Here is a 23,896-nt window from a genome sequence, read left to right as displayed (position 1 = left end):
ATTATTTGCCTCCTTCCTCAGAATTCTTCTTGGTTGGAAGGACTTCACCGCGGTAGATCCATACTTTTACGCCAAGCTTACCATAAGTAGTGTCTGCTTCAGCGTGCGCATAGTCGATGTCTGCGCGCAATGTATGGAGCGGAACAGTTCCTTCGCTATAGGACTCAGCACGGGCAATGTCAGCTCCGCCTAGACGTCCAGATACTTGAGTTTTGATCCCTTTAGCGCCTGCACGCATAGTACGTTGGATCGTTTGTTTTTGAGCACGGCGGAAAGATGCACGGTTTTCTAGCTGGCGTGCGATTCCTTCAGCGACCAATTTCGCATCAAGGTCAGCTCTTTTGATTTCTACGATGTTGATGTGGACACGCTTGCCAGTCATCGCGTTCAGTTGCGTACGAAGTACTTCTACTTCAGAGCCACCTTTACCGATTACCATACCTGGCTTAGCAGTGTGGATTGTAACGTTCACACGGTTTGCAGCGCGCTCGATTTCGATTTTCGAAACTGAAGCTTCTTTCAAACGTGTTTCGATGTATTCACGGATTTTCAAATCTTCGTGAAGGAGTGTCGCGTAGTCTTTTTCAGCGTACCATTTCGACTCCCAATCACGGATGATTCCGATTCGCATTCCAATTGGATGAATTTTTTGTCCCACGAATTATCCCTCCTTCTTCTCAGATACCACTAGTGTGATGTGGCTTGTGCGTTTGTTGATCGCGCTTGCGCGTCCCATTGCACGTGGACGGAAACGCTTCAAAGTCGGCCCTTCGTCAACGAATACTTCGCTGATGACAAGGTTCTCGATGTTCATTTCGTAATTGTGTTCAGCGTTAGCAGCTGCAGATTTCAACAACTTCTCAACAACAATGGATGCTGCTTTAGGAGTGTGGTTCAAAATTGCGACCGCTTCACCGATTTGCTTGCCTCGGATTAAATCTACTACTAAACGGACTTTACGAGGAGCAATACGTACTGTTCTAGCAACAGCTTTTGCTTGCATGGGGAAATCCTCCTCTCAATTAACGTCTTGTTTTCTTATCGTCTGCACCATGGCTTGCGTATTTGCGCGTTGGGGCAAATTCACCAAGTTTATGGCCTACCATATCTTCAGTCACGTATACAGGGATGTGTTTGTGGCCATCGTATACTGCAATTGTTAGCCCGATGAATGTCGGGAAAATTGTAGAACGGCGAGACCAAGTTTTGATCACTTGTTTTTTCTCAGATTCCTTTTGCGCTTCGACTTTCTTCATAAGATGATCGTCTACAAAAGGTCCTTTTTTCAAGCTGCGACCCATTTGGGATCCTCCCTTCGTGATTGCACCACGGTTCTTTCGGTGAACCGCAGCGAAATCAAATTATTTTTTGCGGCGACGTACGATGAATTTATCGGATTTGTTCGTTTTCTTACGTGTTTTGTATCCAAGAGTTGGTTTGCCCCATGGAGACATTGGAGATTTACGTCCGATTGGCGAACGTCCTTCACCACCACCGTGTGGGTGATCGTTCGGGTTCATAACAGATCCGCGGACAGTTGGGCGATTGCCCTTCCAGCGGTTACGTCCTGCTTTACCGATGTTGATCAATTCGTGCTGCTCGTTTCCGACAGCGCCGATAGTTGCGCGGCAAGTAGCAAGGATCATGCGAACTTCACCTGATTGCAAGCGAACTGTTACATATTTTCCTTCTTTACCAAGCACCTGTGCTGAAGCTCCTGCAGAACGTACCAATTGGCCGCCTCCGCCTGGTTTCAACTCGATGTTGTGGATTGTAGAACCCATTGGGATGTTAAGCAACGGCAAAGCATTACCTGCTTTGATGTCTGCTTCTGGTCCTGACATGATTTGCGTATCAACCTGAACACCTTTAGGTGCAAGGATGTAACGTTTTTCTCCGTCAGCGTAATGGATAAGTGCGATGTTCGCAGAACGGTTCGGATCGTATTCGATCGTAGCAACGCGACCTGGAATGCCATCTTTGTTACGTTTAAAATCAATTACGCGGTATTGGCGCTTATGTCCGCCCCCGTGGTGGCGTACAGTGATTTTACCTTGGTTATTACGGCCGCCTTTACGCTTCGTCGGTTGCAAAAGCGACTTTTCAGGCTTGTTCGTTGTGATTTCAGCGAAATCCGAACTAGTCATGTTACGACGACCGTTAGTGGTAGGTTTATATTTTCTAATCCCCACGTTGTTTCCCTCCTTCTTTGATTAGTTCTTGTTCAGAACTTATGCAATTACATTTCGAATAGTTCGATGTCTTTTGAATCAGCAGTCAATTTCACGATCGCTTTACGGCGTTTGTTCGTGTAGCCTGCGTGTTTGCCCATGCGTTTGAATTTGCCTTTGTAGTTCATGATGTTGACTTTCTCAACTTGAACGCCGAAGACTTCCTGAACTGCATGTTTAACTTGAGTTTTGTTAGCGCGAACGTCCACTTCAAAAGTGTACTTCTTCTCCGCCATTACCTCAGAAGAACGCTCGGTAATGACTGGACGCTTTAGAATGTCACGTGCTTCCATTAACCAAGCACCTCCTCGATTTTTTCTACGGCTCCTTTAGTCATGACAACTTTGTCATGGCCAAGCAAGTCCAATACGTTGATTCCGTTTGCCGGAACAACTGTCATGCCTTTGATGTTGCGTGCAGATAGTGCCACGTTCTCATCAAGGTCAGCTGTTACGAATAATGCTTTCTTGCCGACAGACAAGTCAGTCACGAGTTTCGTGAATTCCTTAGTTTTCGGTGCGTCGAAAGCCAATCCTTCAAGTACCATCAGGTTTTCGTTTGCTAGAGCCGAAGACAATGCAGAACGAAGAGCCAAGCGACGGACTTTTTTCGGAAGTTTGTAGCTATAGCTGCGTGGTGTTGGGCCGAATACGACTCCGCCTCCGCGCCATTGTGGTGAACGGATCGAACCTTGACGGGCACGTCCAGTTCCTTTTTGCTTCCATGGCTTTCTTCCGCCACCAGCTACTTCAGAACGGTTTTTTACTTTATGGTTACCTTGACGCAATGAAGCACGTTGTGCAACGACTGCATCGAAAAGTACAGATTCATTTGGTTCAATGCCGAAGACAAGATCGTTCAATTCGATGTCGCCAACTTGTGAACCAGTTTGGTTTAGTAACGCTACTTTAGGCATTCTTGTTTCCTCCTTCCCTTAAATGTGATTAGTTAGCTTTGATAGCCGACTTAACACGGATTAATGATTTACGTGCGCCAGGAACATTCCCTTTAATAAGAAGCAAGTTGCGCTCAGCATCCACTTTCACGATGTGAAGGTTTTGGATAGTGACCGTGTTGCCGCCCATTTGACCAGGCAATTTCTTCTGTTTGAATACGCGGTTCGGAGCAACAGGCCCCATTGAACCAGGACGACGGTGGTAACGTGAACCGTGAGTCATTGGTCCGCGTGATTGTCCGTGGCGTTTAATAACGCCTTGGAAACCTTTACCTTTCGTAGTTCCTGTTACATCTACTACATCGCCTTCTGCGAATACATCTACTTTGACTTCCTGACCAATCTCGTAATCAGCTAAGTTTACATTGCGAAGTTCGCGAATGAAGCGCTTAGGAGCAGTGTTTGCTTTCGCTACGTGGCCTTTCTCTGGTTTGTTCGAAAGCTTCTCGCGTTTGTCATCAAAACCAAGTTGTACCGATTCGTAGCCATCCACTTCAACTGTTTTTTTCTGAAGCACTACGTTTGGAGCAGCTTCGATTACAGTTACAGGGATCAAATCACCGTTCTCAGCAAAAACTTGCGTCATACCGATTTTTCTACCTAAGATTCCTTTGGTCATGTCGTCACACCTCCTGTAAAATTTTATGTTTATTATTTTCGTTTACCAATTATAGTTTGATTTCAATATCAACGCCGGATGGTAGATCCAGTTTCATTAGCGCGTCAACAGTCTGTGGTGTCGGATTAACGATATCGATCAGACGTTTGTGTGTGCGCATTTCGAATTGTTCGCGAGCATCTTTATATTTGTGGACAGCTCGCAAGATTGTGTAAACAGACTTCTCAGTCGGCAACGGTATCGGACCCGATACGCTAGCACCTGAACGTTTAGCAGTTTCAACAATCTTTTCAGCAGACTGATCCAAGATTCTGTGATCATATGCTTTCAAACGGATACGAATTTTTTGTTTTGCCATTATTTTCCCTCCCTTTTCGCCTATTTTTGGGATAGACTTCTCCACGAAAATTTTCCTCACACTCGCCATGGCAAAGCGGCCGGGTGTGTCGGTAACCTCTCGCTTCTTCGCAGTCAAAGACCAACATTCACCATTATACAAAATAAAAAAGAATTCCGCAAGACTTTGCACGAAATTCTTTTTCATTCGCTTTTACTAGTATAGCAGGATTCTTTTCAGTTTCAACCGATACGGTAATAGTCGAAATCTTTCGGACTCATCCCAGGAACATGACTGCAATCCAGCCAAATAACACGAGCGGGATATTGTAATGGATGAACGTCGGGACGACCGTATCCCAGATGTGATTGTGCTGGCCGTCGACGTTCAAGCCAGCTGTCGGCCCAAGCGTCGAGTCGGAAGCTGGCGACCCGGCATCGCCGAGTGCGCCCGCTGTCCCGATCAAAGCGATGATCGCCAAGGTCGAGAATCCGAACTCGACACTGAGCGGAACAAATATCGCTGCGATGATCGGGATCGTCGAGAACGACGATCCGATGCCCATCGTGACGAACAGCCCGACGATCAACATCGCGAGTGCTGCTAGGCCTTTATTGTCGCCGAAGATAGCTGCTGCATTTTCAACGAGCGAATCGATGGCACCAGTCGCTTGGATGACCGAAGCGAATCCATTTGCTGAGATCATGACAAAACCGATGAAGGCCATCATGCGCATGCCTGCCGTCAATACATCATCCGCTTCTTTCCATTTCATTGCACCGAAGACGTAAAGGATGAGAATCCCGGCAAGTGCACCGATGATCATCGAGTCGCTTTGGATCTGTGCGAAGAGCGCTGCGATCAAGGCGATCACCGTCACGATGATGTCTTTAACGGAAGCAGTCCGTTTTGGAGTTTCTTCTATAGTAGTAGCTGCTTCCACAGTCCGATAATCACGCGGCTTGCGGTAAGAGATGAAAACCGCAACGACTAAGCCGAGGAATAGGCCAGCGACTGGCAATGCCATCGCTTTTGGGATGTCTGCCATATCGATCGGCATGCCCGCGAGTTCCATCTGCGTGGCGAGAATCTCATGAAAGATCAACCCGAAGCCATACGGCAATAAAATATATGGCGCCGTCAGGCCGAATGTCAGCACCGAGGCGATAAGGCGGCGGTCGATGCGCAATTCATTCAGGATGTGCAGAATCGGCGGCACCAAGAGCGGGATAAAGGCAATGTGGATAGGGATCAGGTTTTGCGAGAAGATCGCCATCGCGAACAGCGCAAAGATGATAAGCGCCTTCGCTAAGTTCTCGCGCGTCGCCTCCCCTTCTTTATTGACCAGTTTCAATACACCGGCAACGAGCAATTCCGGTATGCCGGTACGCGAAATCGCAACAGCGAATCCGCCGAGCATGGCGTAGCTCAGTGCAATGGTCGCCCCTGCACCGAGACCATCTGTATAGGAAGTCAAAGTTTCAGTGAAGCTAAGCCCTCCGCTAAGCCCTCCGGCGAGTGCGCCGATCAATAAGGCAAAGACGACGTTGACACGAAGCAAGCTCAATATGAGCATCACTAAAACGGCGATAATAACTGCATTCATTGTTCATTTCTCCTTTAGTTTGCTAAAGCGTTAAAGTACTTTACTAAAGTAACAAATCTGTACAATGATGTCAACACAGCAAAACCGCTCCTGAATGGCACAAAAAAACGCTCCCTGCCCAAAGGCAAAGAGCGGCAGTGCTTTATTGGGCTTGTTGTGTTTTTTCTTCATATGCCTGGATATAGGAATCGTATTGAATCGTCAAGGCGATCTCATCCCAGCCGTTCAACAGCATTTCTTTCCAGTACGGATCGATGTCGAATGAATAGCTGGCGCCGTCTTCTGCTGTCACCGTTTGGTGTTTCAAGTCGACATCAAGACGGTACGGCGCCTGTTTGCCTTTTTCCAGCAAGGCAGCCACTTCCGCTTCTTCGAGGCGGATCGGCAAGATGCCGTTCTTCACACAGTTATTATAGAAGATATCCGCATAACTCGGCGAGATGACGACACGGAAACCGTAGTCCAGGATGGCCCATGGCGCGTGTTCACGAGACGAGCCGCAGCCGAAGTTTTCCTGCGCCACAAGGATCTCGGAGCTTTGGAAGCGGGGGTCGTTCAAGACAAAATCTTGATTAGGCGTGCCGTCTGAATGAAAGCGCCAATGATAGAACAAATACTTCCCGAACCCTGTGCGCTCGATGCGCTTGAGGAATTCCTTTGAAATGATTTGGTCGGTATCGACGTTTTTGCGGTCGAGCGGCGTTAAGACGCTCGAGATTTCATTGATGGGTTTCAAATTCAGTTCCTCCTTCCGTTATGCTGAGGGCACAGGTTCTTTCATATAATTGCGGACGTCCGTCAAATGCCCTTCGATGGCTGCAGCTGCCGCCATCACAGGTGACACCAAATGCGTCATGGAGCCTGCGCCTTGGCGCCCTTCAAAATTGCGGTTCGAAGTGGAGGCGCAGCGCTCGCCTGCCGGTACAGCATCCTCATTCATTGCCAGGCACATGCTGCAGCCTGTCTCGCGCCATTCAAAGCCTGCCTGCAAGAACACTCGGTCAAGCCCTTCCGCTTCAGCTGCACGCTTGACGGTTTCAGAGCCCGGTACGACAATCGCCGTCACCGACGGATGCACCGTTCTGCCTTTGACAATTTCACTCGCTGCCCGCAAATCGCTGAGGCGGGCATTCGTGCATGAGCCGATAAAGACATGCTGGATCGCGATGGATGACAACGGGGCGCCTTCTTCCAATTGCATATAAGCAAGCGCTTGGCGCAAAGCATCCCGGTCTTCTTGCTTGTCGTAATCTGCCGCTGTCGGCACGTGTTCGGCAATACCTGAACCCATTGACGGGTTGGTGCCCCATGTAACGAATGGGGAAATGTCGTCCGCATGGATCGTGTGCGACACGTCGTAGCTCGCGCCTTCATCTGTCGCAAGCGCCAGCCAACGTTCGGCTTCTTGTTCGAACGCATCACCTTCTGGGACGTTTCTTCTGCCGCGCAAATACTCGACTGTTGTTTCGTCTGGGCTGACAAGGCCGGCGCGTGCACCCGCTTCGATGGACATATTGCAGATCGTCATGCGTTCTTCCATCGATAAATTGCGGATCGCTTCCCCGGTGTATTCAATGATATGCCCTGTCCCCATATCGACGCCGTACTTCGAGATGATCGCAAGAATGACGTCTTTTGCGGAAACACCGAAGCCAAGCTCACCGTCGATGCGGATTTCCATCGTTTTCGGCTTGGACTGCCACAGCGTCTGCGTCGACAACACATGCTCTACTTCACTTGTGCCGATGCCGAATGCCAACGCGCCGAACGCTCCGTGCGTGGACGTATGGCTATCGCCGCAGACAATCGTCTTGCCGGGTTGTGTAAGGCCGAGTTCCGGCCCGATGACGTGGACGATGCCTTGGTCGGGGTGATTGATCCCAGCAAGCGGCACCCCGAACTCATCACAGTTTTCCTGAAGCGTCTTGATTTGCTTACGGGAAATCGGGTCTTTGATCACTGAGCGATTGCGCGTCGGCACGTTATGGTCCATCGTCGCAAAGCACAGATCCGGACGCCGCACTTTTCGGCCGTTCAGGCGCAAGCCTTCAAACGCCTGCGGGGAAGTAACTTCATGCAGGAGATGAAGGTCGATATACAACAGGTCGGGTTTTCCCGGCTCTTCGAATACAATATGCTGTTCCCAGATTTTTTCAATAATCGTTTTTGCCATAGCAGAGTGCCCCTTCCATTTACACGTAGGAAAACATGATGTGTTCCGACACGAATTCCCGTTCCAATTCTTCGATGACTTTTTCCACGAAGCGTTCCGTTGAGATGACTTTATTGCCACAAGCTGACAAATCGCCTGTGCAATAGCCATCTTCAAGGACACTCATGACCGCATCTTCAATCGACGATGCTTCTGAATCCATGCCGAACGATTGGCGCAGCATCATCGCTGCCGACAACATCGCAGCCGATGGGTTCGCTTTGTTTTGCCCTGCGATATCCGGTGCCGAGCCGTGTACCGGTTCATACAAGCCGAATCCATCTGAACGGATGCTCGCTGACGGCAACATGCCGAGTGAGCCGGTGATGACCGATGCTTCATCGCTCAAGATATCACCGAACATGTTCTCTGTGACCAAGACATCGAATGCCCGTGGGTTAGTGATCAATTTCATGGCAGCCGAATCGACCAGCATATGCTCGACTTCCACGTCCGGATAACCGGCCTTGCGTTCTTCAACGACTTTTCTCCAAAGCTTGCTTGATTCCAGGACGTTTGCTTTGTCGACGGACGCCAATTTGCCGCGGCGCGAGCGGGCCATTTCAAATGCCTGGTCGACGATGCGCTCGATTTCTGTTCGCGTGTAGACGAGTGTATCGACTGCGGAATTTTCATTGTGGCGTTTCGGTTCACCGAAATACAAGCCGCCAGTCAATTCGCGGACGATGACCATGTCCACTTCACGCGCGATTTCTTCTTTTAATGGGGAAGATCCGAGAAGTGCCGGTACCGCTTTGACTGGGCGGACGTTGGCAAACAAATCGAAGTGTTTGCGGATATTTAACAGCCCTTTTTCTGGGCGCTGTTCTGCGGGGTTGTTGTCCCATTTCGGGCCGCCTACCGCACCGAGGAGGATGGCGTCGCTCGCTTCACACGCTTCAACGGTTTCTTTTGGCAGCGGGCTACCGAATTCATCGACTGCCGCTCCCCCGATCGCCGCGAATTTCCAATGGAATGTGTGCCCATAGCGCATCGCAATGGATTTTAGCACCTTTACTGCTGCTTCTGTTACTTCTGGTCCGATGCCGTCTCCTGGCAATACTGCGATTGTCTTTTCCATAGTAATTCCTCCTCTGTGGGTTTGCTTTTTTATACTGCTTCGATCTTCGTTTTATTTCCCTGTTTCACAAGCTGGCGATTCACTGCGTTGAAATATGCTTTCGCGGTCGCTTCCAACACATCCTGTGCGACATCGCGGCCAGTAACGGTCTCTCCGTCGTAGCTCATATTGATAACGGCTTCACCGAGTGCATCGCGGCCTTTGCCGATCGATGTTACACGGTAGTCCAAGATGTGCACTTTGCCTTCGACGATGCGTTCAAGTGTATTGAAGATCGCTTCGACCGATCCGGAGCCAGTTGCTGCTTCGTGAATCGCGGTGCCGTCCGGGCCGATAGCGGATGCTGTCGCCGTCGGGATATTCGCTGTGCCGTATTGCACCTGCACACTTTCAAGCTCATAGATAGGTGTCTCGGTGTCATTGATTTGCTGGTCGGTCAACAAGACGAACAAATCGTCTTCTGTGATCTGTTTTTTACGGTCGGCGAGTTTCTTGAATTCAATGAACGCTTCATTCAATTTAGCGTCAGGCAACTCGAAGCCCATCTTCACCGCACGGTCGCGGAATGCGTGCCTGCCGGAATGTTTGCCAAGCACCAGTTCAGTCGCTGCATCGCCGATCAATTCCGGCGTGATGATTTCATAGGTCAGCGGGTTTTTCAGCATGCCGTCCTGGTGGATGCCTGATTCATGCGCAAAAGCGTTCTTCCCGACAACTGCTTTATTCGGCTGGATGATGCTGCCGGTCAACTGGCTGACCAATTGGCTCGAGCGTTTAATTTCGTTCAAATTAATGCCGGTTTCGATTTCGTAGAATTGCTTGCGGATATGGAGCGCCACCGCAATTTCTTCCAACGCGACGTTCCCTGCGCGTTCACCGATGCCATTGATCGTGCCTTCGACTTGCGTCGCGCCGTTTTCAATCGCAGCAAGCGTGTTCGCTGTCGCCATGCCCAAATCGTTATGGCAATGCGCGGACAGCTTGACGTTTTCGATGCCCGGTACGTTTTCCGTCATATAACGGAACATCGCCCCGTATTCTTCAGGTGTCGCATAACCGACAGTATCCGGCAAATTGACTGTCGTCGCGCCTGCTTCGATGACTTTCTTGATGATATGCGCTAGGAATTCCGGGTCGGATCTTGAAGCATCTTCCGCTGACCACTGGACGAGCGGGAAGAATTTCTTTGCATAACGGACAGATTCGACGGCGATGTCGACGACCTGTTCCGGTGTTTTCATCAATTTATGTTCCATATGGATAGGGGATGTTGCCAAGAAGATGTGGATATGCGGTTGTTCCGCTCCCTTCAAGGCTTCCCATGTCCGGTCGATATCCGCTTTCATGGAGCGGGACAGTCCCGTTACGATAGAGTTCTTCACCGTACCGGCTATCCGCTGCACTGCGTCGAAGTCTCCTGGCGATGAAGCCGGGAACCCCGATTCGATAATCGTCACGCCTAGACGTTCGAGCTGGCGGGCGATTTCGATTTTCTCAGCTGTATTCAAGTTGATCCCGGCCGACTGTTCTCCGTCCCGTAGTGTCGTATCGAAAATATCAATTTGAGACATTAGCAGCCACCTCTTTTGGTTTTTTGTTTTCATTGACGAATGGCATCATGGCACGCAACTCGCGACCGACTTGTTCGATTTGGTGTTCCGCTTCCGCGTTTTCGATCGCCGTGAATTCCGGGCGGTTCAATTGGTTCTCAAGCAACCAGCCTTTAGCGAACTTGCCAGTTTGGATATCCGTCAAGACGTCTTTCATGCGGGCTTTTGTATCGGCATCGACAATGCGCGGGCCAGAGACGAAGTCACCCCACTGCGCTGTATCGGAGATCGAGTAGCGCATGCCGGACATGCCGCCTTCATACATGAGGTCGACAATCAATTTCAGTTCGTGCAAGCATTCGAAGTATGCAAGTTCCGGCTGATAGCCTGCTTCCACTAATGTCTCGAATCCGGCTTTGACGAGTGAAGTCACCCCGCCGCAAAGAACAGCTTGTTCACCGAATAGATCCGTTTCTGTTTCTTCCTTGAACGTCGTCTCCAAGATTCCCGCACGTGCAGCGCCGACGCCTTTTGCATAAGCTAAAGCAGTATCTTTTGCATTGCCGGAGACATCTTGATGTACTGCGAACAATGCCGGTACGCCTGCTCCTGCTTCGAACGTTCTACGGACAAGATGTCCAGGGCCTTTCGGGGCGACAAGGAACACGTCCACATCTTTCGGAGGCACGATTTGGTTGAAATGAACGTTAAAACCGTGTGCGAAGACGAGCGATTTGCCTGCCGTGAGATGCGGCTCGATCGATTCTTCGTAGATTTGTGTCTGGCGCTCATCCGGCACGAGTACCATGATGACGTCGCCTGCTTGTGCGGCTTCCGCTACTGTCGCCACTTCCAGGCCGTCTGCTTTTGCCTGATCGAATGATTTGCCGGGTCTTACGCCGACCACTACTTTGAATCCAGAATCATTTAAGTTCTGCGCATGGGCATGGCCTTGTGAACCGTAGCCGATCACCGCGATTGTTTGTCCTTTTAGTGCCTGGTCGTTTACGTCTTGGTTATAATACATTTTTGCCATTTTTAATTTCCTCCTCAGGGTTTGGGGTTTTAGTTTAAAGGATGTTCAATTGCGGTGTATGGGCTTTTTGCGTTTCTCTGACAAAAGCGGATACTCCGGTTCTTGTTAATTCTTTGATGCCATATGGCTTCATCAAATCGATGAAGGCTTCGATTTTCTCAGGGTCGCCTGTGACCTGGAACGTGGTGACGTTTTTGCTCATATCGACCACCGTCGCACGGAACGGTTCCACGATGCTATAAATCTCGCTGCGCGCTGCGGGCGGTGCGACCACTTTAATCAATGCGAGTTCTCTCATGACCATCGCCTTATCGGTAATGTCATTGACTTTCAACACGTCGATCTGCTTTTGCAGCTGTTTGAGCAATTGCTCCAGCTTCCCTTTATCTTCCACATTGACGACGAAAGTCATTTTGGATATGCCTGCTTGTTCGGTATGTCCGACTGAAATGCTTTCAATATTGAATTGGCGTTTCATCAACAGCCCGGTAACCCGGTTCAAGACGCCGCTCTGGTTGATGACTGTCGTTGTGATTACTCGCTTCATTCGCCTTTCACCCCGATCATTTCGTTGAGCCCTTTGCCTGGCGCTACCATCGGGTACACACATTCAAGTTGGATTACCCGGCAATCGATGAGCGCTGGGCCATCTGATTCAAACGCTTTTTTGAATACTTCTTCCGCTTCTTCCATCGTTTCGACTTTATAGCCGTCGAGATCATAAGCGGCTGCCAGTTTTACGAAATCCGGCTGCACGGGCATCATCGATTGGGAATAACGTTCCTCATAGAAGGTTTCTTGCCACTGGCGAACCATCCCAAGGCTTTGATTGTTCAAGATGACGATTTTCACCGGCAAGCGGTATTCCTGCAATAGCGACAATTCCTGCAAAGTCATCTGGAAGCCGGCATCGCCGACAACAGCCACCACCGTTTCTTCCGGTCTTGCGAACTTCGCCCCGATCGCTGCCGGGAAACCGAAGCCCATCGTTCCAAGCCCGCCGGATGTCACCCAGTTATGCGGGTTGTTGAAGCGGTAATACTGAGCCGTCCACATTTGGTGTTGGCCGACATCCGTCGTGACGATCGCGTCGCCTCCAGTCAATCGGTGGATCAATTCGACGGCTTGTTGAGGCATGATGCCTTTTCGTTCTTTTTGATGATATTGAAGCGGGTAAGCTTCTTGGTAAGCATTGAGCTTGCCGCACCATTCTTCTGTGTCCGGGCTTTCGAAATTGCTTTTCAATAGCTCGACCAATGCTGCTTTGGCATCCGACACGATCGGAATGGCTGTCGGAACGTTCTTCCCGATTTCTGCAGGGTCGATATCGATATGGATAACTTCTGCGTTCGGCGCGAATGATGCCAAATTGCCGGTGAGCCTGTCGTCAAAACGGGCCCCGATGTTGAGTAAGACATCACATTCACAAATCGCAGTGTTCGCTGCATACGTTCCGTGCATGCCTCCCATGCCGAGGAACAATTCATGATCGCCGCCGACTGTTCCAAGCCCCAGCAAGGTGTTCACGATCGGGATTTGATGATGTTCCACAAACGCTTGAAGCTCTTCGGAAGCTCTCGCTGCCAATACCCCGGCACCTGCTAGAATCACAGGCTTTTTCGCTTTGGACAGCAATTGCACTGCTTTTTGGATCTGCAGATAATTCGGCGAGATGGTCGGTTGATAGCCTGGCAAGTAAACATCTGCATCCCCTTGTTCTTCACTTCCGGCGAACAGCATCGTCGACACGTCTTTAGGGATATCGACGACGACCGGTCCCGGGCGCCCTGTTGAAGCGATGAAGAATGCTTCTTTAATGATCCGCGGCAAGTCTTCCGCTTTTTTCACTTGGTAATTATGCTTTGTGATCGGCTGTGTGATGCTGACGATATCCGCTTCCTGAAAAGCATCTGTTCCTATAACCGATGTAGCAACTTGCCCCGTGAAGATGACGAGTGGCAATGAATCGAGCATGGCATCCGCAATCCCGGTGACGAGGTTCGTCGCCCCCGGCCCGGACGTTGCAATGACCACTCCTGCTTTTCCGGAAACTCTAGCGTAGCCCTCCGCTGCATGGATCGCGCCTTGTTCATGTCTCGCTAATATGTGTCGGATCGGGTTTCGATGCAAAGCATCGTAGATTGGCAGAACCGCACCTCCTGGGTAGCCAAAAATGATCTCAACACCCTGCTGTTTCAATGATTGAATTAATACGTCTGCCCCGCTGCCGGATAATCCTTGTTTGAGTTCTTCTCTGACCTTTACGTTTACTCCCAATCTTTCCGCCTCCTTCTTCTTAAGTCTTCGGAAGTAGCAAATGAAAAAGCTTTTCCATCCCTACACAAAGAAGACATCTTCTTTGCATAGGGATGAAAAAGCTTCATGGTACCACCCTATTTCACTGCGATTTGCAGCCTCTTGGATAATTGCTTATCCGCTGATAACGATAACCCGTCGCTTGCAGTCACCGGGAACACCTAGAAGGCCGAAGCCGTTCAGCATTCCACTCAGAGGGGATGTCGCATCTGGCAGCATTGCCGGCTTCCACCACCCCGGCTCTCTGTGAATGCTGTATTCCATTTGCTTTAACCTCGTCATTGAATTGATCATATGAATTTATACTACGTTTAGATGTTCTTCGTTATACACTTTAACGCCGTCTTGCTGTACCAGCTCACGGAATGCTTCTAACAGGTCATTCGTGACAGGTCCTGGCTTGCCGTCGCCGATCACGCGTCCATCCACTTTGATGACGGCGATGACTTCTGCTGCCGTCCCTGTCAGGAACACTTCGTCTGCGACATAGACATCGTGTCTAGTAAAGACGCCTTCTTCCATTTGGTAACCTTTTTCAGCTGCGACCTCCATGATGGCGTTGCGCGTAATCCCTTCAAGCGCCCCTACATAACCGGGAGGCGTCAGCAATTTGTTTTTGCGGACAATGAAGATATTATCGGCCGATCCTTCAGCCACATAGCCTTGATCGTTCAGCATGAGTGCTTCAGAGACACCCGCCAGGCTAGCTTCAATCTTCACTAGGATGTTGTTCATATAGTTTAGTGATTTCACTTTCGGGCTAAGGACGTCTGAGCGGCTTCTTCTGGAAGCGACCGAGACGATTTCAATGCCGCTGTCGTATAAGGCTTTCGGGAACAAAGAAAGCGGCTCTGCGATGACGATGACATTCGGCTTTGCACAACTGAATGGATCGAGCCCGAGATTCCCGACTCCGCGTGAGACGACTAAGCGGATATACGCATCCTTCAATTTGTTTTGCCGGAGCGTTTCTACGACCAGCTGCGTCATTTCTTCGAAAGTATGCGGAATTTCAAGCATCACTGATTTAGCCGAATCGTAAAGGCGCTCCAGATGTTCTTCTAAACGAAAGACATTTCCGTTGTATGAACGAATGCCTTCGAAAACTCCGTCGCCATATAGGAAGCCATGATCATAAACCGAAACCTTGGCATCTTCTTTTTTTACAAATTCACCATTCATATAGATTACTTGTTCAGTCATGATGTCCACTTCTTTCTCCGAAATTTTTTATGAGGATTAGCGCTGTAAATGCTTTGTTCTGTTAAATTGTTGCTATCATATCGCCTATTCCAAAGGGTGTCAACAAACAAAATGTGATTTTTTTGCTAATTCTGAACATTGAAATCATTTGTATCCGTTTACATCGTTGTCGCAGCGCGGTTTCAAATGTTTTTAAAAAAGTTTGAATATTTTATTGAAATGCGATATATTGCGTATAAAATAAAGAGAATCAGGCTTACAAGGTGCTCAGATTACCTGAAAGTCCTCTATCCAAGACATGGATCGTAAGCTCATAAACGCCCTCATTTCACAATACTGTCACAAAATATTCCTTCCACTTTCAAGAAATGAACACAAAAAATCCCCTAACTCATAATGAGCTAGGGGATTCGGGCAAAAGCGAATTACTTCTGGATAGAAGCTACAACGCCAGCGCCTACAGTACGTCCACCCTCACGGATAGAGAACTTAGTACCTTCTTCAAGAGCGATTGGTGAGATAAGCTCAACATCCATTTCGATGTTGTCGCCAGGCATAACCATTTCTACTCCTTCAGGAAGGTTACAAACGCCAGTTACGTCAGTTGTACGGAAGTAGAACTGCGGACGGTAGTTTGTGAAGAATGGAGTGTGACGTCCACCCTCTTCTTTTGAAAGAACATAAACTTCAGCTTTGAAAGTTGTATGTGGAGTGATTGTGCCTGGTTTAGCAAGAACTTGTCCACGCTGGATGTCGTCACGGGAAACTCCGCGAAGAAGTGCGCCAATGTTGTCGCCAGCTTCAGCATAGTCAAGCAATTTGCGGAACATTTCTACACCTGTAACAGTTGTAGATTTAGCTTCTTCGTTGATACCGATGATGTCAACGTTGTCGCCGACTTTGATTTGTCCACGCTCAACACGGCCAGTTGCAACTGTACCACGGCCAGTGATTGAGAATACGTCCTCAACTGGCATCATGAATGGCTTGTCAGTGTCGCGTTCTGGAGTTGGGATGTACTCATCAACAGCAGCCATCAACTCAAGAATTTTTTCTTCCCATTCTGGCTCGCCTTCAAGGGCTTTAAGCGCAGAACCTTTGATGACTGGGATGTCATCGCCAGGGAAGTCATATTCAGACAATAGGTCGCGAACTTCCATTTCAACTAGCTCAAGAAGCTCTTCGTCGTCTACCATGTCGCATTTGTTCATGAATACTACAAGGTAAGGTACGCCTACTTGACGTGAAAGCAAGATGTGCTCACGAGTTTGTGGCATTGGGCCGTCAGCAGCAGATACTACTAGGATCCCGCCGTCCATTTGTGCAGCACCAGTGATCATGTTTTTAACATAGTCAGCGTGACCTGGGCAGTCAACGTGTGCATAGTGGCGTGTTTCAGTTTCGTACTCAACGTGAGAAGTGTTGATTGTGATACCGCGCTCTTTTTCTTCAGGTGCGTTATCGATTTGGTCGTAAGAACGAGCTTCCCCGCCTGATGCTCTAGCAAGAACTGTAGCGATTGCTGCAGTCAAAGTTGTTTTACCATGGTCAACGTGTCCGATTGTACCAATGTTAGCGTGTGTTTTAGAACGGTCAAATTTAGCTTTACCCATTAGAAAAATCCTCCTCAGAATGTAAGTTAATAGTAGTAGTTTGAGTACCCAAGCTGTCGAAATAAACCGCAGATTGGGCATACAAACTATTTATACTTGATTAAAGGTCAAAATTCAATTATTGGCCTTTATTTTTCTTGATAATTTCTTCAGCGATGGATTTCGGCACTTCTTCATAGTGATCGAAGTGCATAGAGAACACACCGCGTCCTTGCGTGTTAGAACGCAAGTTTGTTGCATAACCGAACATTTCAGAAAGTGGAACCATTGAACGGACAACTTGTGCGTTTCCGCGAGCGTCCATACCTTCTACGCGTCCACGGCGAGACGTAACGTCACCCATGATATCGCCAAGGTATTCTTCAGGGATTACAATTTCAACTTTCATGATCGGCTCAAGGATTACCGGGTTAACTTTTGATACAGCATTTTTCAGTGCCATAGAAGCAGCAACTTTAAATGCCATCTCGTTGGAGTCAACATCATGGTAAGATCCGTCGAACAAACGTGCTTTAATGTCTACCAATGGATAACCGGCAACTACACCGTTATCAAGAGAGTCGCGAAGACCCGCTTCAACTGCTGGGATGTATTCACGTGGAACAACACCACCGACAATTCCATTTTCGAACTCAAAGCCAGCGCCTTCTTCGTTTGGAGAGAACTCGATCCAAACGTGTCCGAACTGACCACGGCCACCGGATTGACGTACGAACTTCCCTTCAACTTTTGCAGACTGGCGGAATGTCTCACGGTAAGATACCTGAGGAGCTCCGACGTTTGCTTCAACGTTGAATTCGCGTCTCATACGGTCAACTAGGATATCAAGGTGAAGCTCACCCATACCCGCGATGATCGTTTGACCAGTTTCCTGGTCTGTATGCGCACGGAAAGTTGGGTCTTCTTCTTGCAATTTCGCAAGGGCTTGGCCCATCTTGTCTTGGTCCGCTTTGGATTTCGGCTCTACTGAAAGTGAGATAACCGGTTCCGGGAAGACCATGCGCTCAAGGATTACTTGGTCTTTTTCGTCGCATAGCGTATCGCCTGTAGAAGTATCTTTTAGGCCGATCGCAGCAGCGATATCCCCGCAATATACTTCAGCGATCTCTTCGCGGGAGTTGGCGTGCATTTGTAGAATACGTCCTACGCGCTCACGCTTGCCTTTTGAAGAGTTTTGTACGTACGAACCAGATTTCAAAGTACCAGAGTAAACACGGAAGAACGTCAATTTCCCTACATATGGGTCTGTCATTACTTTAAATGCCAGAGCAGAGAAAGGCTCGTCTTCAGATGCTTTACGCAATACTTCTTCGTCTGAATCCGGACGAAGTGCTGTCATTGGCGGTACATCTAGTGGTGATGGGAGGTAATCAATTACTGCATCAAGCATCAATTGAACCCCTTTGTTTTTGAAAGCAGTTCCGCAAACTACTGGATAGAACTCAACGTCAAGCGTTCCTTTACGGATTGCAGCTTTAAGTTCATCAACAGTAATTTCTTCGCCACCAAGGTATTTTTCCATCAAGTCTTCATCAAGCTCAGCAACGCCTTCGAGTAGTTTCGTGTGCCACTCATCAGCAAGCTCCTTGTACTCTTCAGGAATTTCGCCTTCAGTGATTTCAGTTCCCAAATCGTTCGCATAGAAGCGCGCGTTCATGTTTACAAGGTCAATGATCCCTGAGAACTCGTCTTCTGCGCCGATTGGCAATTGAATCGGGTGTGCGTTAGCTTGCAGGCGATCGTGAAGAGTGCCTACTGAATACAGGAAGTCAGCGCCGATTTTATCCATTTTGTTAATGAATACCAAACGCGGTACTCCGTATGTTGTCGCTTGACGCCATACAGTTTCTGTTTGGGGCTCAACGCCTGATTGGGCATCAAGAACCGTTACAGCACCATCAAGTACGCGCAGTGAACGTTCAACTTCAACTGTGAAGTCTACGTGTCCTGGAGTATCGATGATGTTAACGCGGTGGCCTTCCCATGAAGCTGTTGTCGCAGCAGATGTGATCGTGATTCCACGCTCTTGCTCCTGCTCCATCCAGTCCATTTGAGAAGCACCTTCATGCGTTTCGCCGATTTTGTGGATACGGCCTGTGTAATACAAAATACGCTCCGTAGTAGTCGTTTTACCGGCATCGATGTGAGCCATGATTCCGATATTACGTGTATGGTCTAAGGAGAACTCTCTAGGCATATGGTCTTTCTCCTTCCGTCTCGAAATAAGATTTTAAGTTTCGCAAGAATTTACCAGCGGTAATGAGCAAATGCTTTGTTGGCTTCTGCCATTTTGTGGATATCTTCACGTTTTTTGACGGAAGCACCAGTGTTGTTGGCAGCATCTAGGATTTCGTTAGCTAGACGCTCTTCCATAGTTTTTTCCCCACGTAGACGTGAGTAGTTCACTAGGTAGCGAAGTCCAAGAGTCGTACGGCGTTCTGGACGAACTTCAACTGGTACTTGGTAGTTAGCTCCACCAACACGGCGAGCGCGAACTTCAAGAACCGGCATGATGTTTTCCAACGCTTGTTCGAATACTTCGATCGGATCTTTCCCGCTGCGTTCTTTAATTAGTTCGAACGCACCGTAGAGGATCTTTTGTGAAGTACCTCTTTTTCCGTCAACCATCAATTTGTTAATTAAACGAGTTACCAATTTCGAACTGTAAATCGGATCTGGCAACACGTCACGTTTAGCTACAGGACCTTTACGAGGCATGTATGTTCCTCCTTTCAACGAAAACTATCGTTAATTCATTGTTATTATTTTTTTGCTTTAGGGCGTTTTGTTCCATATTTAGAGCGTCCTTGCATACGGCCGTTTACTCCAGCAGTATCAAGTGCGCCGCGTACAACGTGGTAACGTACACCCGGAAGGTCTTTTACGCGTCCTCCGCGGATAAGAACAACACTGTGCTCTTGAAGGTTGTGACCTTCGCCGCCGATATATGCATTGACCTCAATTTGGTTTGTCAAACGTACACGCGCGTATTTACGCAATGCGGAGTTTGGTTTTTTCGGTGTCATCGTTCCAACACGTGTGCAGACGCCGCGTTTTTGTGGAGCGCTCAAGTTAGTTTGTGCTTTCTTGAAGCTGTTATACCCCTTGTTCAACGCTGGTGAGTCTGATTTAGTGCTTTTTGGTTTACGAGGCTTGTTAACCAATTGGTTAATTGTAGGCATCGATTTTTCCTCCTCTCAAAAGGTGTTCTAATACCACATATCCAGGTGGTTCATTTTTGGGTAAAAAACAAAGTCTTTGTGATTTCACACAAAAACCGGTATCCAGTAATGCCATCATGGCTACATCCAGCAAAGCTGAACGCTTTTACTGTTTTTGCTTAGTACCTGACGATCATGTTCCTGACATGCAAAGATCGATAATCATCAACCCTTAATATACTATCATTCCCTTAGCGTAACTGTCAACAAAAATTTCAAAAAAAATCCCAGAGAGCTTATCGCTCTCCGGGATTAGTGTTTCTAGCTTATGATTCGCTTCCGACAATCTCTTCTTGCTGGGCTTTTTCGCTTTGCTCGATTTCGATCTGGCGGTAGCGTTGCATGCCAGTCCCTGCTGGAACCAGTTTCCCGATGATGACATTCTCTTTCAGTCCGAGAAGCTCATCGCGTTTTCCTTTGATTGCCGCGTCGGTAAGGACACGAGTCGTTTCTTGGAAGGACGCAGCAGACAAGAACGATTCTGTTTCCAGGGAAGCTTTCGTGATCCCCAGGATGACAGGTCGGCTAGTTGCTGGCATATTGCCGGCAAGCACTGCTTTTTCATTTGCTTCTGTGAACTGGTGAATATCAAGAAGAGAACCTGGCAGCAAGTCAGTATCTCCGGCTTCAATGACGCGGACTTTACGGAACATTTGACGAACCATAACTTCAACGTGCTTATCACCGATTTCTACCCCTTGCATGCGGTAAACTTTTTGAACTTCTTTCAATAGATACAATTGTACAGATTGGACTTCTTTGACTTGAAGCAATTGCTTCGGATCGATAGAGCCGTCTGTCAGCACTTCACCGCGCTTGATTGTATCATCTACTTGAACTTTCAAACGTGCATTGTAAGGCGCCAAGTATTTGCGTGTTTCCACATCGCCTTGAATCGTGATTTCCTTCTGGCCTTCGCGGATTTCATCAATCTCGGTAATCGTACCGGTGATTTCAGAAATAACAGCTTGCCCTTTCGGATTTCTGGATTCGAAGATCTCTTGGATACGTGGCAAACCTTGTGTGATATCGTCTCCTGCTACGCCGCCTGTGTGGAATGTACGCATCGTAAGCTGTGTACCTGGCTCCCCGATGGACTGGGCAGCGATGATTCCGACTGCTTCGCCGACTTCCACTTCGTCGCCTGTAGCAAGGTTCGTACCGTAGCATTTTTTGCAAATGCCGTGTTTTGTATTACAAGTGAATGCAGAGCGGATCGTCACTTCTTTGATGCCGGCTTCGATTACGAGGCGAGCCAAGTCTTGCGTAATAAGTGCGTCTCTTTCTACAATTACTTCTTTTGTTTCCGGGTGACGGACCGTTTTCTTAGCGTGACGGCCGACAATCCGTTCTTCAAGCTCTTCGATGACTTCTGTGCCTTCCATGAGTGCGCCAACCAATAAGCCACGGTCAGTTCCGCAATCATTTTCGCGCACGATAGCATCTTGTGCAACATCGACAAGACGGCGAGTCAAGTAACCGGAGTCAGCTGTTTTCAGTGCTGTATCGGCAAGACCTTTACGTGCACCGTGAGTCGAGATGAAGTATTCAAGTACCGTCAGACCTTCACGGAATGAGGATTTGATCGGAAGTTCGATGATGCGGCCGGCCGGGTTGGCCATGAGTCCGCGCATACCCGCAAGCTGCGTGAAGTTGGACGCGTTACCACGCGCTCCAGAATCACTCATCATGTAGATCGGGTTCAGCGTATCAAGGGATGCCATCAGTTTTTCCTGGATGATATCTTTTGCATTGCTCCAATATGAGATAACGCGTGTGTAGCGCTCTTCTTCCGTAATCAAACCACGGCGGAATTGCTTCATCACTTTATCTACATTGTTCTGGGCTTCAACTAGGATTTCACCTTTGTCAGGCAAGACGACGATATCCGCCACACCAACCGTGATGCCGGCTTGTGTAGAATATTTGAATCCGAGGCTCTTCATGCGGTCAAGCATGCGGGAAGTTTCCGTAATATGGAAACGTTTGAATACTTCTGCAATGATTTCCCCAAGGATTTTCTTCTTGAACGGCGTTACAAGTTCTGACTCCTGGATATGCTTGCGAACATCCGTCGTTGTAGGGACGAAGTATTTCGCAGGTGTTTCCACTTGCAGGTTGTAATCGGTCGGTTCATTGATATAAGGGAACGATTTCGGAAGAATTTCATTGAAAATGACTTTCCCGACTGTCGTCAAAAGAAGCATTTTGTTTTGTTCTTCCGTAAACGTCGGGTTGTTTACCGATCCAGCCTGAACCGCGATACGCGTGTGCAGATGCACATGTCCAGTTTGGTAAGCAATCAATACTTCTTCAGATCCGGAGAACGTAGCCCCTTCGCCTGTTGCGCCTTTGCGCTCTAGCGTCAGGTAATAGTTTCCAAGAACCATATCCTGTGAAGGCGTTACGACCGGTTTTCCATCTTTCGGGTTCAAGATGTTCTGTGCTGCAAGCATTAGAAGACGAGCTTCTGCTTGCGCTTCAGATGAAAGCGGTACGTGGACAGCCATTTGGTCACCATCAAAGTCGGCGTTATAAGCCGTACAAACGAGTGGGTGAAGGCGGATGGCCTTACCTTCGACAAGTGTCGGTTCAAATGCTTGGATACCGAGTCTGTGAAGTGTCGGTGCGCGGTTCAATAGAACCGGGTGCTCCTTGATAACATCTTCAAGTACGTCCCAAACTTCCGAATGGAGACGTTCGATTTTACGCTTCGCGCTCTTAATGTTGTGTGCGAGACCGCGTTCAACCAATTCTTTCATGACGAACGGCTTAAAGAGTTCAATTGCCATGCCTTTAGGCAAGCCGCATTGATACATCTTCAAGTTCGGTCCTACGACGATTACAGAACGTCCCGAGTAATCGACACGTTTTCCGAGCAAGTTCTGGCGGAAACGCCCTTGCTTCCCTTTCAACATATGAGAAAGAGATTTCAATGGGCGGTTACCAGGACCTGTAACCGGACGGCCGCGACGACCGTTGTCGATCAATGCATCAACAGCTTCTTGAAGCATGCGTTTTTCGTTCTGAACGATGATGCTTGGCGCACCAAGGTCAAGCAAACGCTTAAGGCGGTTGTTACGGTTGATGACACGGCGGTAAAGGTCGTTCAAGTCAGAGGTCGCAAAACGGCCACCGTCTAACTGAACCATCGGACGCAATTCGGGCGGGATGACAGGAAGGACATCCAAAATCATCCAATCCGGGTTGTTTCCAGAGTTGCGGAAAGACTCTACTACTTCAAGGCGTTTGATCGCACGTGTGCGGCGCTGGCCTTGTGCAGATTTAAGTTCTTCTTTCAACGCATCTGTTTCGCGTTCCAAATCAATTTCCTGAAGCAAACGTTTGATCGCTTCAGCACCCATTGCTGCTTGGAACTTCTTGCCGAATTTATCGCGGTATGCGCGATATTCTTTTTCGGAAAGCAATTGTTTTTTCTCGAGCGGTGTATCCGCCGGATCGATTACTACGTAAGAAGCAAAATAGATAACTTCTTCCAAAGAACGCGGGGACATATCCAAGATAAGACCCATGCGGCTTGGGATTCCTTTGAAATACCAAATATGGGAAACCGGTGCTGCAAGCTCGATATGGCCCATGCGCTCACGGCGCACTTTTGAACGGGTTACTTCGACGCCACAGCGATCACAGACGACACCTTTATAACGGACGCGTTTGTATTTTCCGCAATGGCATTCCCAGTCTTTTGTAGGACCGAAAATACGTTCACAGAACAAACCGTCTTTTTCAGGCTTTAACGTACGGTAGTTGATTGTTTCTGGTTTCTTGACTTCCCCATAGGACCATGAGCGAATTTTATCGGGTGATGCCAATCCGATTTTCATATACTCAAAATTATTTACATCTATCAAGGAGCCTACCTCCCTTTTGTCTCGAGTTTCTGTACGGCTCTTCC

General features: G+C 48.5%; 22 protein-coding genes. All 22 read right to left on the bottom strand.

The window, feature by feature from the left end:
- Position 1 precedes the first annotated feature (1 nt).
- The 22 genes from rpsC to rpoC all read right to left on the bottom strand — a co-directional run bounded on the left by rpsC (position 2) and on the right by rpoC (position 23,852).
- Positions 2–658, bottom strand: coding sequence for a 30S ribosomal protein S3 (gene rpsC / locus DFR62_RS16230; protein ID WP_068871364.1), 657 nt, complete (start codon positions 656–658; stop codon positions 2–4).
- 3 nt (positions 659–661) lie between these two features.
- Positions 662–1,003: a 50S ribosomal protein L22 gene (gene rplV / locus DFR62_RS16225; RefSeq protein ID WP_058382159.1), complete on the bottom strand. Its 342-nt coding sequence runs from the start codon at positions 1,001–1,003 to the stop codon at positions 662–664.
- 19 nt (positions 1,004–1,022) lie between these two features.
- Positions 1,023–1,301, bottom strand: a complete 279-nt coding sequence (rpsS, locus tag DFR62_RS16220; RefSeq protein ID WP_058382160.1) for a 30S ribosomal protein S19 — start codon at positions 1,299–1,301, stop codon at positions 1,023–1,025.
- A 60-nt stretch (positions 1,302–1,361) separates the two neighbouring features.
- Positions 1,362–2,192 (bottom strand): 50S ribosomal protein L2, encoded by an 831-nt coding sequence (gene rplB / locus DFR62_RS16215; RefSeq protein ID WP_058382161.1) that lies wholly within the window; start codon positions 2,190–2,192, stop codon positions 1,362–1,364.
- A 47-nt stretch (positions 2,193–2,239) separates the two neighbouring features.
- Positions 2,240–2,524 carry a 50S ribosomal protein L23 gene (rplW, locus tag DFR62_RS16210; RefSeq protein ID WP_058382162.1) on the bottom strand — a complete coding sequence of 95 codons (285 nt, stop codon included), beginning with the start codon at positions 2,522–2,524 and terminating at the stop codon, positions 2,240–2,242.
- Entirely contained in the window at positions 2,524–3,147 is a 624-nt protein-coding gene (gene rplD / locus DFR62_RS16205) for a 50S ribosomal protein L4 (RefSeq protein WP_068459697.1), read from the bottom strand. The genes rplW and rplD overlap by 1 nt, the downstream gene beginning before the upstream one ends.
- 28 nt (positions 3,148–3,175) lie before the next feature.
- Complete coding sequence (gene rplC, locus DFR62_RS16200; RefSeq protein ID WP_058382164.1) at positions 3,176–3,805, bottom strand: 50S ribosomal protein L3; 630 nt, start codon at positions 3,803–3,805, stop codon at positions 3,176–3,178.
- A 49-nt stretch (positions 3,806–3,854) separates the two neighbouring features.
- Complete coding sequence (gene rpsJ, locus DFR62_RS16195; protein WP_068459695.1) at positions 3,855–4,163, bottom strand: 30S ribosomal protein S10; 309 nt, start codon at positions 4,161–4,163, stop codon at positions 3,855–3,857.
- A 256-nt stretch (positions 4,164–4,419) separates the two neighbouring features.
- Positions 4,420–5,748: a Na+/H+ antiporter family protein gene (locus DFR62_RS16190; RefSeq protein WP_121301294.1), complete on the bottom strand. Its 1,329-nt coding sequence runs from the start codon at positions 5,746–5,748 to the stop codon at positions 4,420–4,422.
- A gap of 142 nt (positions 5,749–5,890) precedes the next feature.
- The gene (gene leuD / locus DFR62_RS16185) at positions 5,891–6,484 is read right to left on the bottom strand and encodes a 3-isopropylmalate dehydratase small subunit (protein WP_121301293.1); all 594 of its coding nucleotides are present in this window, start codon (positions 6,482–6,484) and stop codon (positions 5,891–5,893) included.
- A gap of 18 nt (positions 6,485–6,502) precedes the next feature.
- A complete protein-coding gene (leuC, locus tag DFR62_RS16180) occupies positions 6,503–7,921 on the bottom strand; it encodes a 3-isopropylmalate dehydratase large subunit (protein WP_121301292.1) in 1,419 nt (472 codons plus the stop codon).
- Positions 7,922–7,940: 19 nt separating this feature from the next.
- Positions 7,941–9,041 (bottom strand): 3-isopropylmalate dehydrogenase, encoded by a 1,101-nt coding sequence (gene leuB, locus DFR62_RS16175; protein ID WP_121301291.1) that lies wholly within the window; start codon positions 9,039–9,041, stop codon positions 7,941–7,943.
- A 29-nt stretch (positions 9,042–9,070) separates the two neighbouring features.
- Positions 9,071–10,612 carry a 2-isopropylmalate synthase gene (locus DFR62_RS16170; RefSeq protein WP_121301290.1) on the bottom strand — a complete coding sequence of 514 codons (1,542 nt, stop codon included), beginning with the start codon at positions 10,610–10,612 and terminating at the stop codon, positions 9,071–9,073.
- The gene (gene ilvC, locus DFR62_RS16165; protein ID WP_121301289.1) at positions 10,599–11,627 is read right to left on the bottom strand and encodes a ketol-acid reductoisomerase; all 1,029 of its coding nucleotides are present in this window, start codon (positions 11,625–11,627) and stop codon (positions 10,599–10,601) included. The genes DFR62_RS16170 and ilvC overlap by 14 nt, the downstream gene beginning before the upstream one ends.
- Before the next feature lie 34 nt (positions 11,628–11,661).
- A complete protein-coding gene (gene ilvN / locus DFR62_RS16160; protein WP_058382171.1) occupies positions 11,662–12,174 on the bottom strand; it encodes an acetolactate synthase small subunit in 513 nt (170 codons plus the stop codon).
- Positions 12,171–13,904, bottom strand: a complete 1,734-nt coding sequence (gene ilvB / locus DFR62_RS16155) for a biosynthetic-type acetolactate synthase large subunit (protein WP_121301288.1) — start codon at positions 13,902–13,904, stop codon at positions 12,171–12,173. The genes ilvN and ilvB overlap by 4 nt, the downstream gene beginning before the upstream one ends.
- Positions 13,905–14,243: 339 nt before the next feature.
- On the bottom strand, positions 14,244–15,146 hold the full coding sequence (gene ilvE / locus DFR62_RS16150; RefSeq protein ID WP_058382173.1) for a branched-chain-amino-acid transaminase: 903 nt from the start codon (positions 15,144–15,146) through the stop codon (positions 14,244–14,246).
- Positions 15,147–15,571: 425 nt separating this feature from the next.
- Positions 15,572–16,759, bottom strand: a complete 1,188-nt coding sequence (gene tuf / locus DFR62_RS16145; RefSeq protein ID WP_121301287.1) for an elongation factor Tu — start codon at positions 16,757–16,759, stop codon at positions 15,572–15,574.
- A 118-nt stretch (positions 16,760–16,877) separates the two neighbouring features.
- Complete coding sequence (gene fusA, locus DFR62_RS16140) at positions 16,878–18,956, bottom strand: elongation factor G (RefSeq protein ID WP_058382175.1); 2,079 nt, start codon at positions 18,954–18,956, stop codon at positions 16,878–16,880.
- 50 nt (positions 18,957–19,006) lie between these two features.
- Positions 19,007–19,477 (bottom strand): 30S ribosomal protein S7, encoded by a 471-nt coding sequence (gene rpsG, locus DFR62_RS16135; RefSeq protein WP_058382176.1) that lies wholly within the window; start codon positions 19,475–19,477, stop codon positions 19,007–19,009.
- Between the two features lie 44 nt (positions 19,478–19,521).
- Positions 19,522–19,941, bottom strand: a complete 420-nt coding sequence (gene rpsL, locus DFR62_RS16130; RefSeq protein ID WP_068459672.1) for a 30S ribosomal protein S12 — start codon at positions 19,939–19,941, stop codon at positions 19,522–19,524.
- Positions 19,942–20,246: 305 nt separating this feature from the next.
- A complete protein-coding gene (gene rpoC / locus DFR62_RS16125; RefSeq protein ID WP_121301286.1) occupies positions 20,247–23,852 on the bottom strand; it encodes a DNA-directed RNA polymerase subunit beta' in 3,606 nt (1,201 codons plus the stop codon).
- Positions 23,853–23,896 lie beyond the last annotated feature (44 nt).

The sequence above is a fragment of the Planococcus citreus genome, from assembly GCF_003664125.1.
Taxonomy (GTDB): Bacteria; Bacillota; Bacilli; order Bacillales_A; family Planococcaceae; genus Planococcus; species Planococcus citreus.
This window is presented reverse-complemented; position numbering and strand designations above follow the sequence as displayed.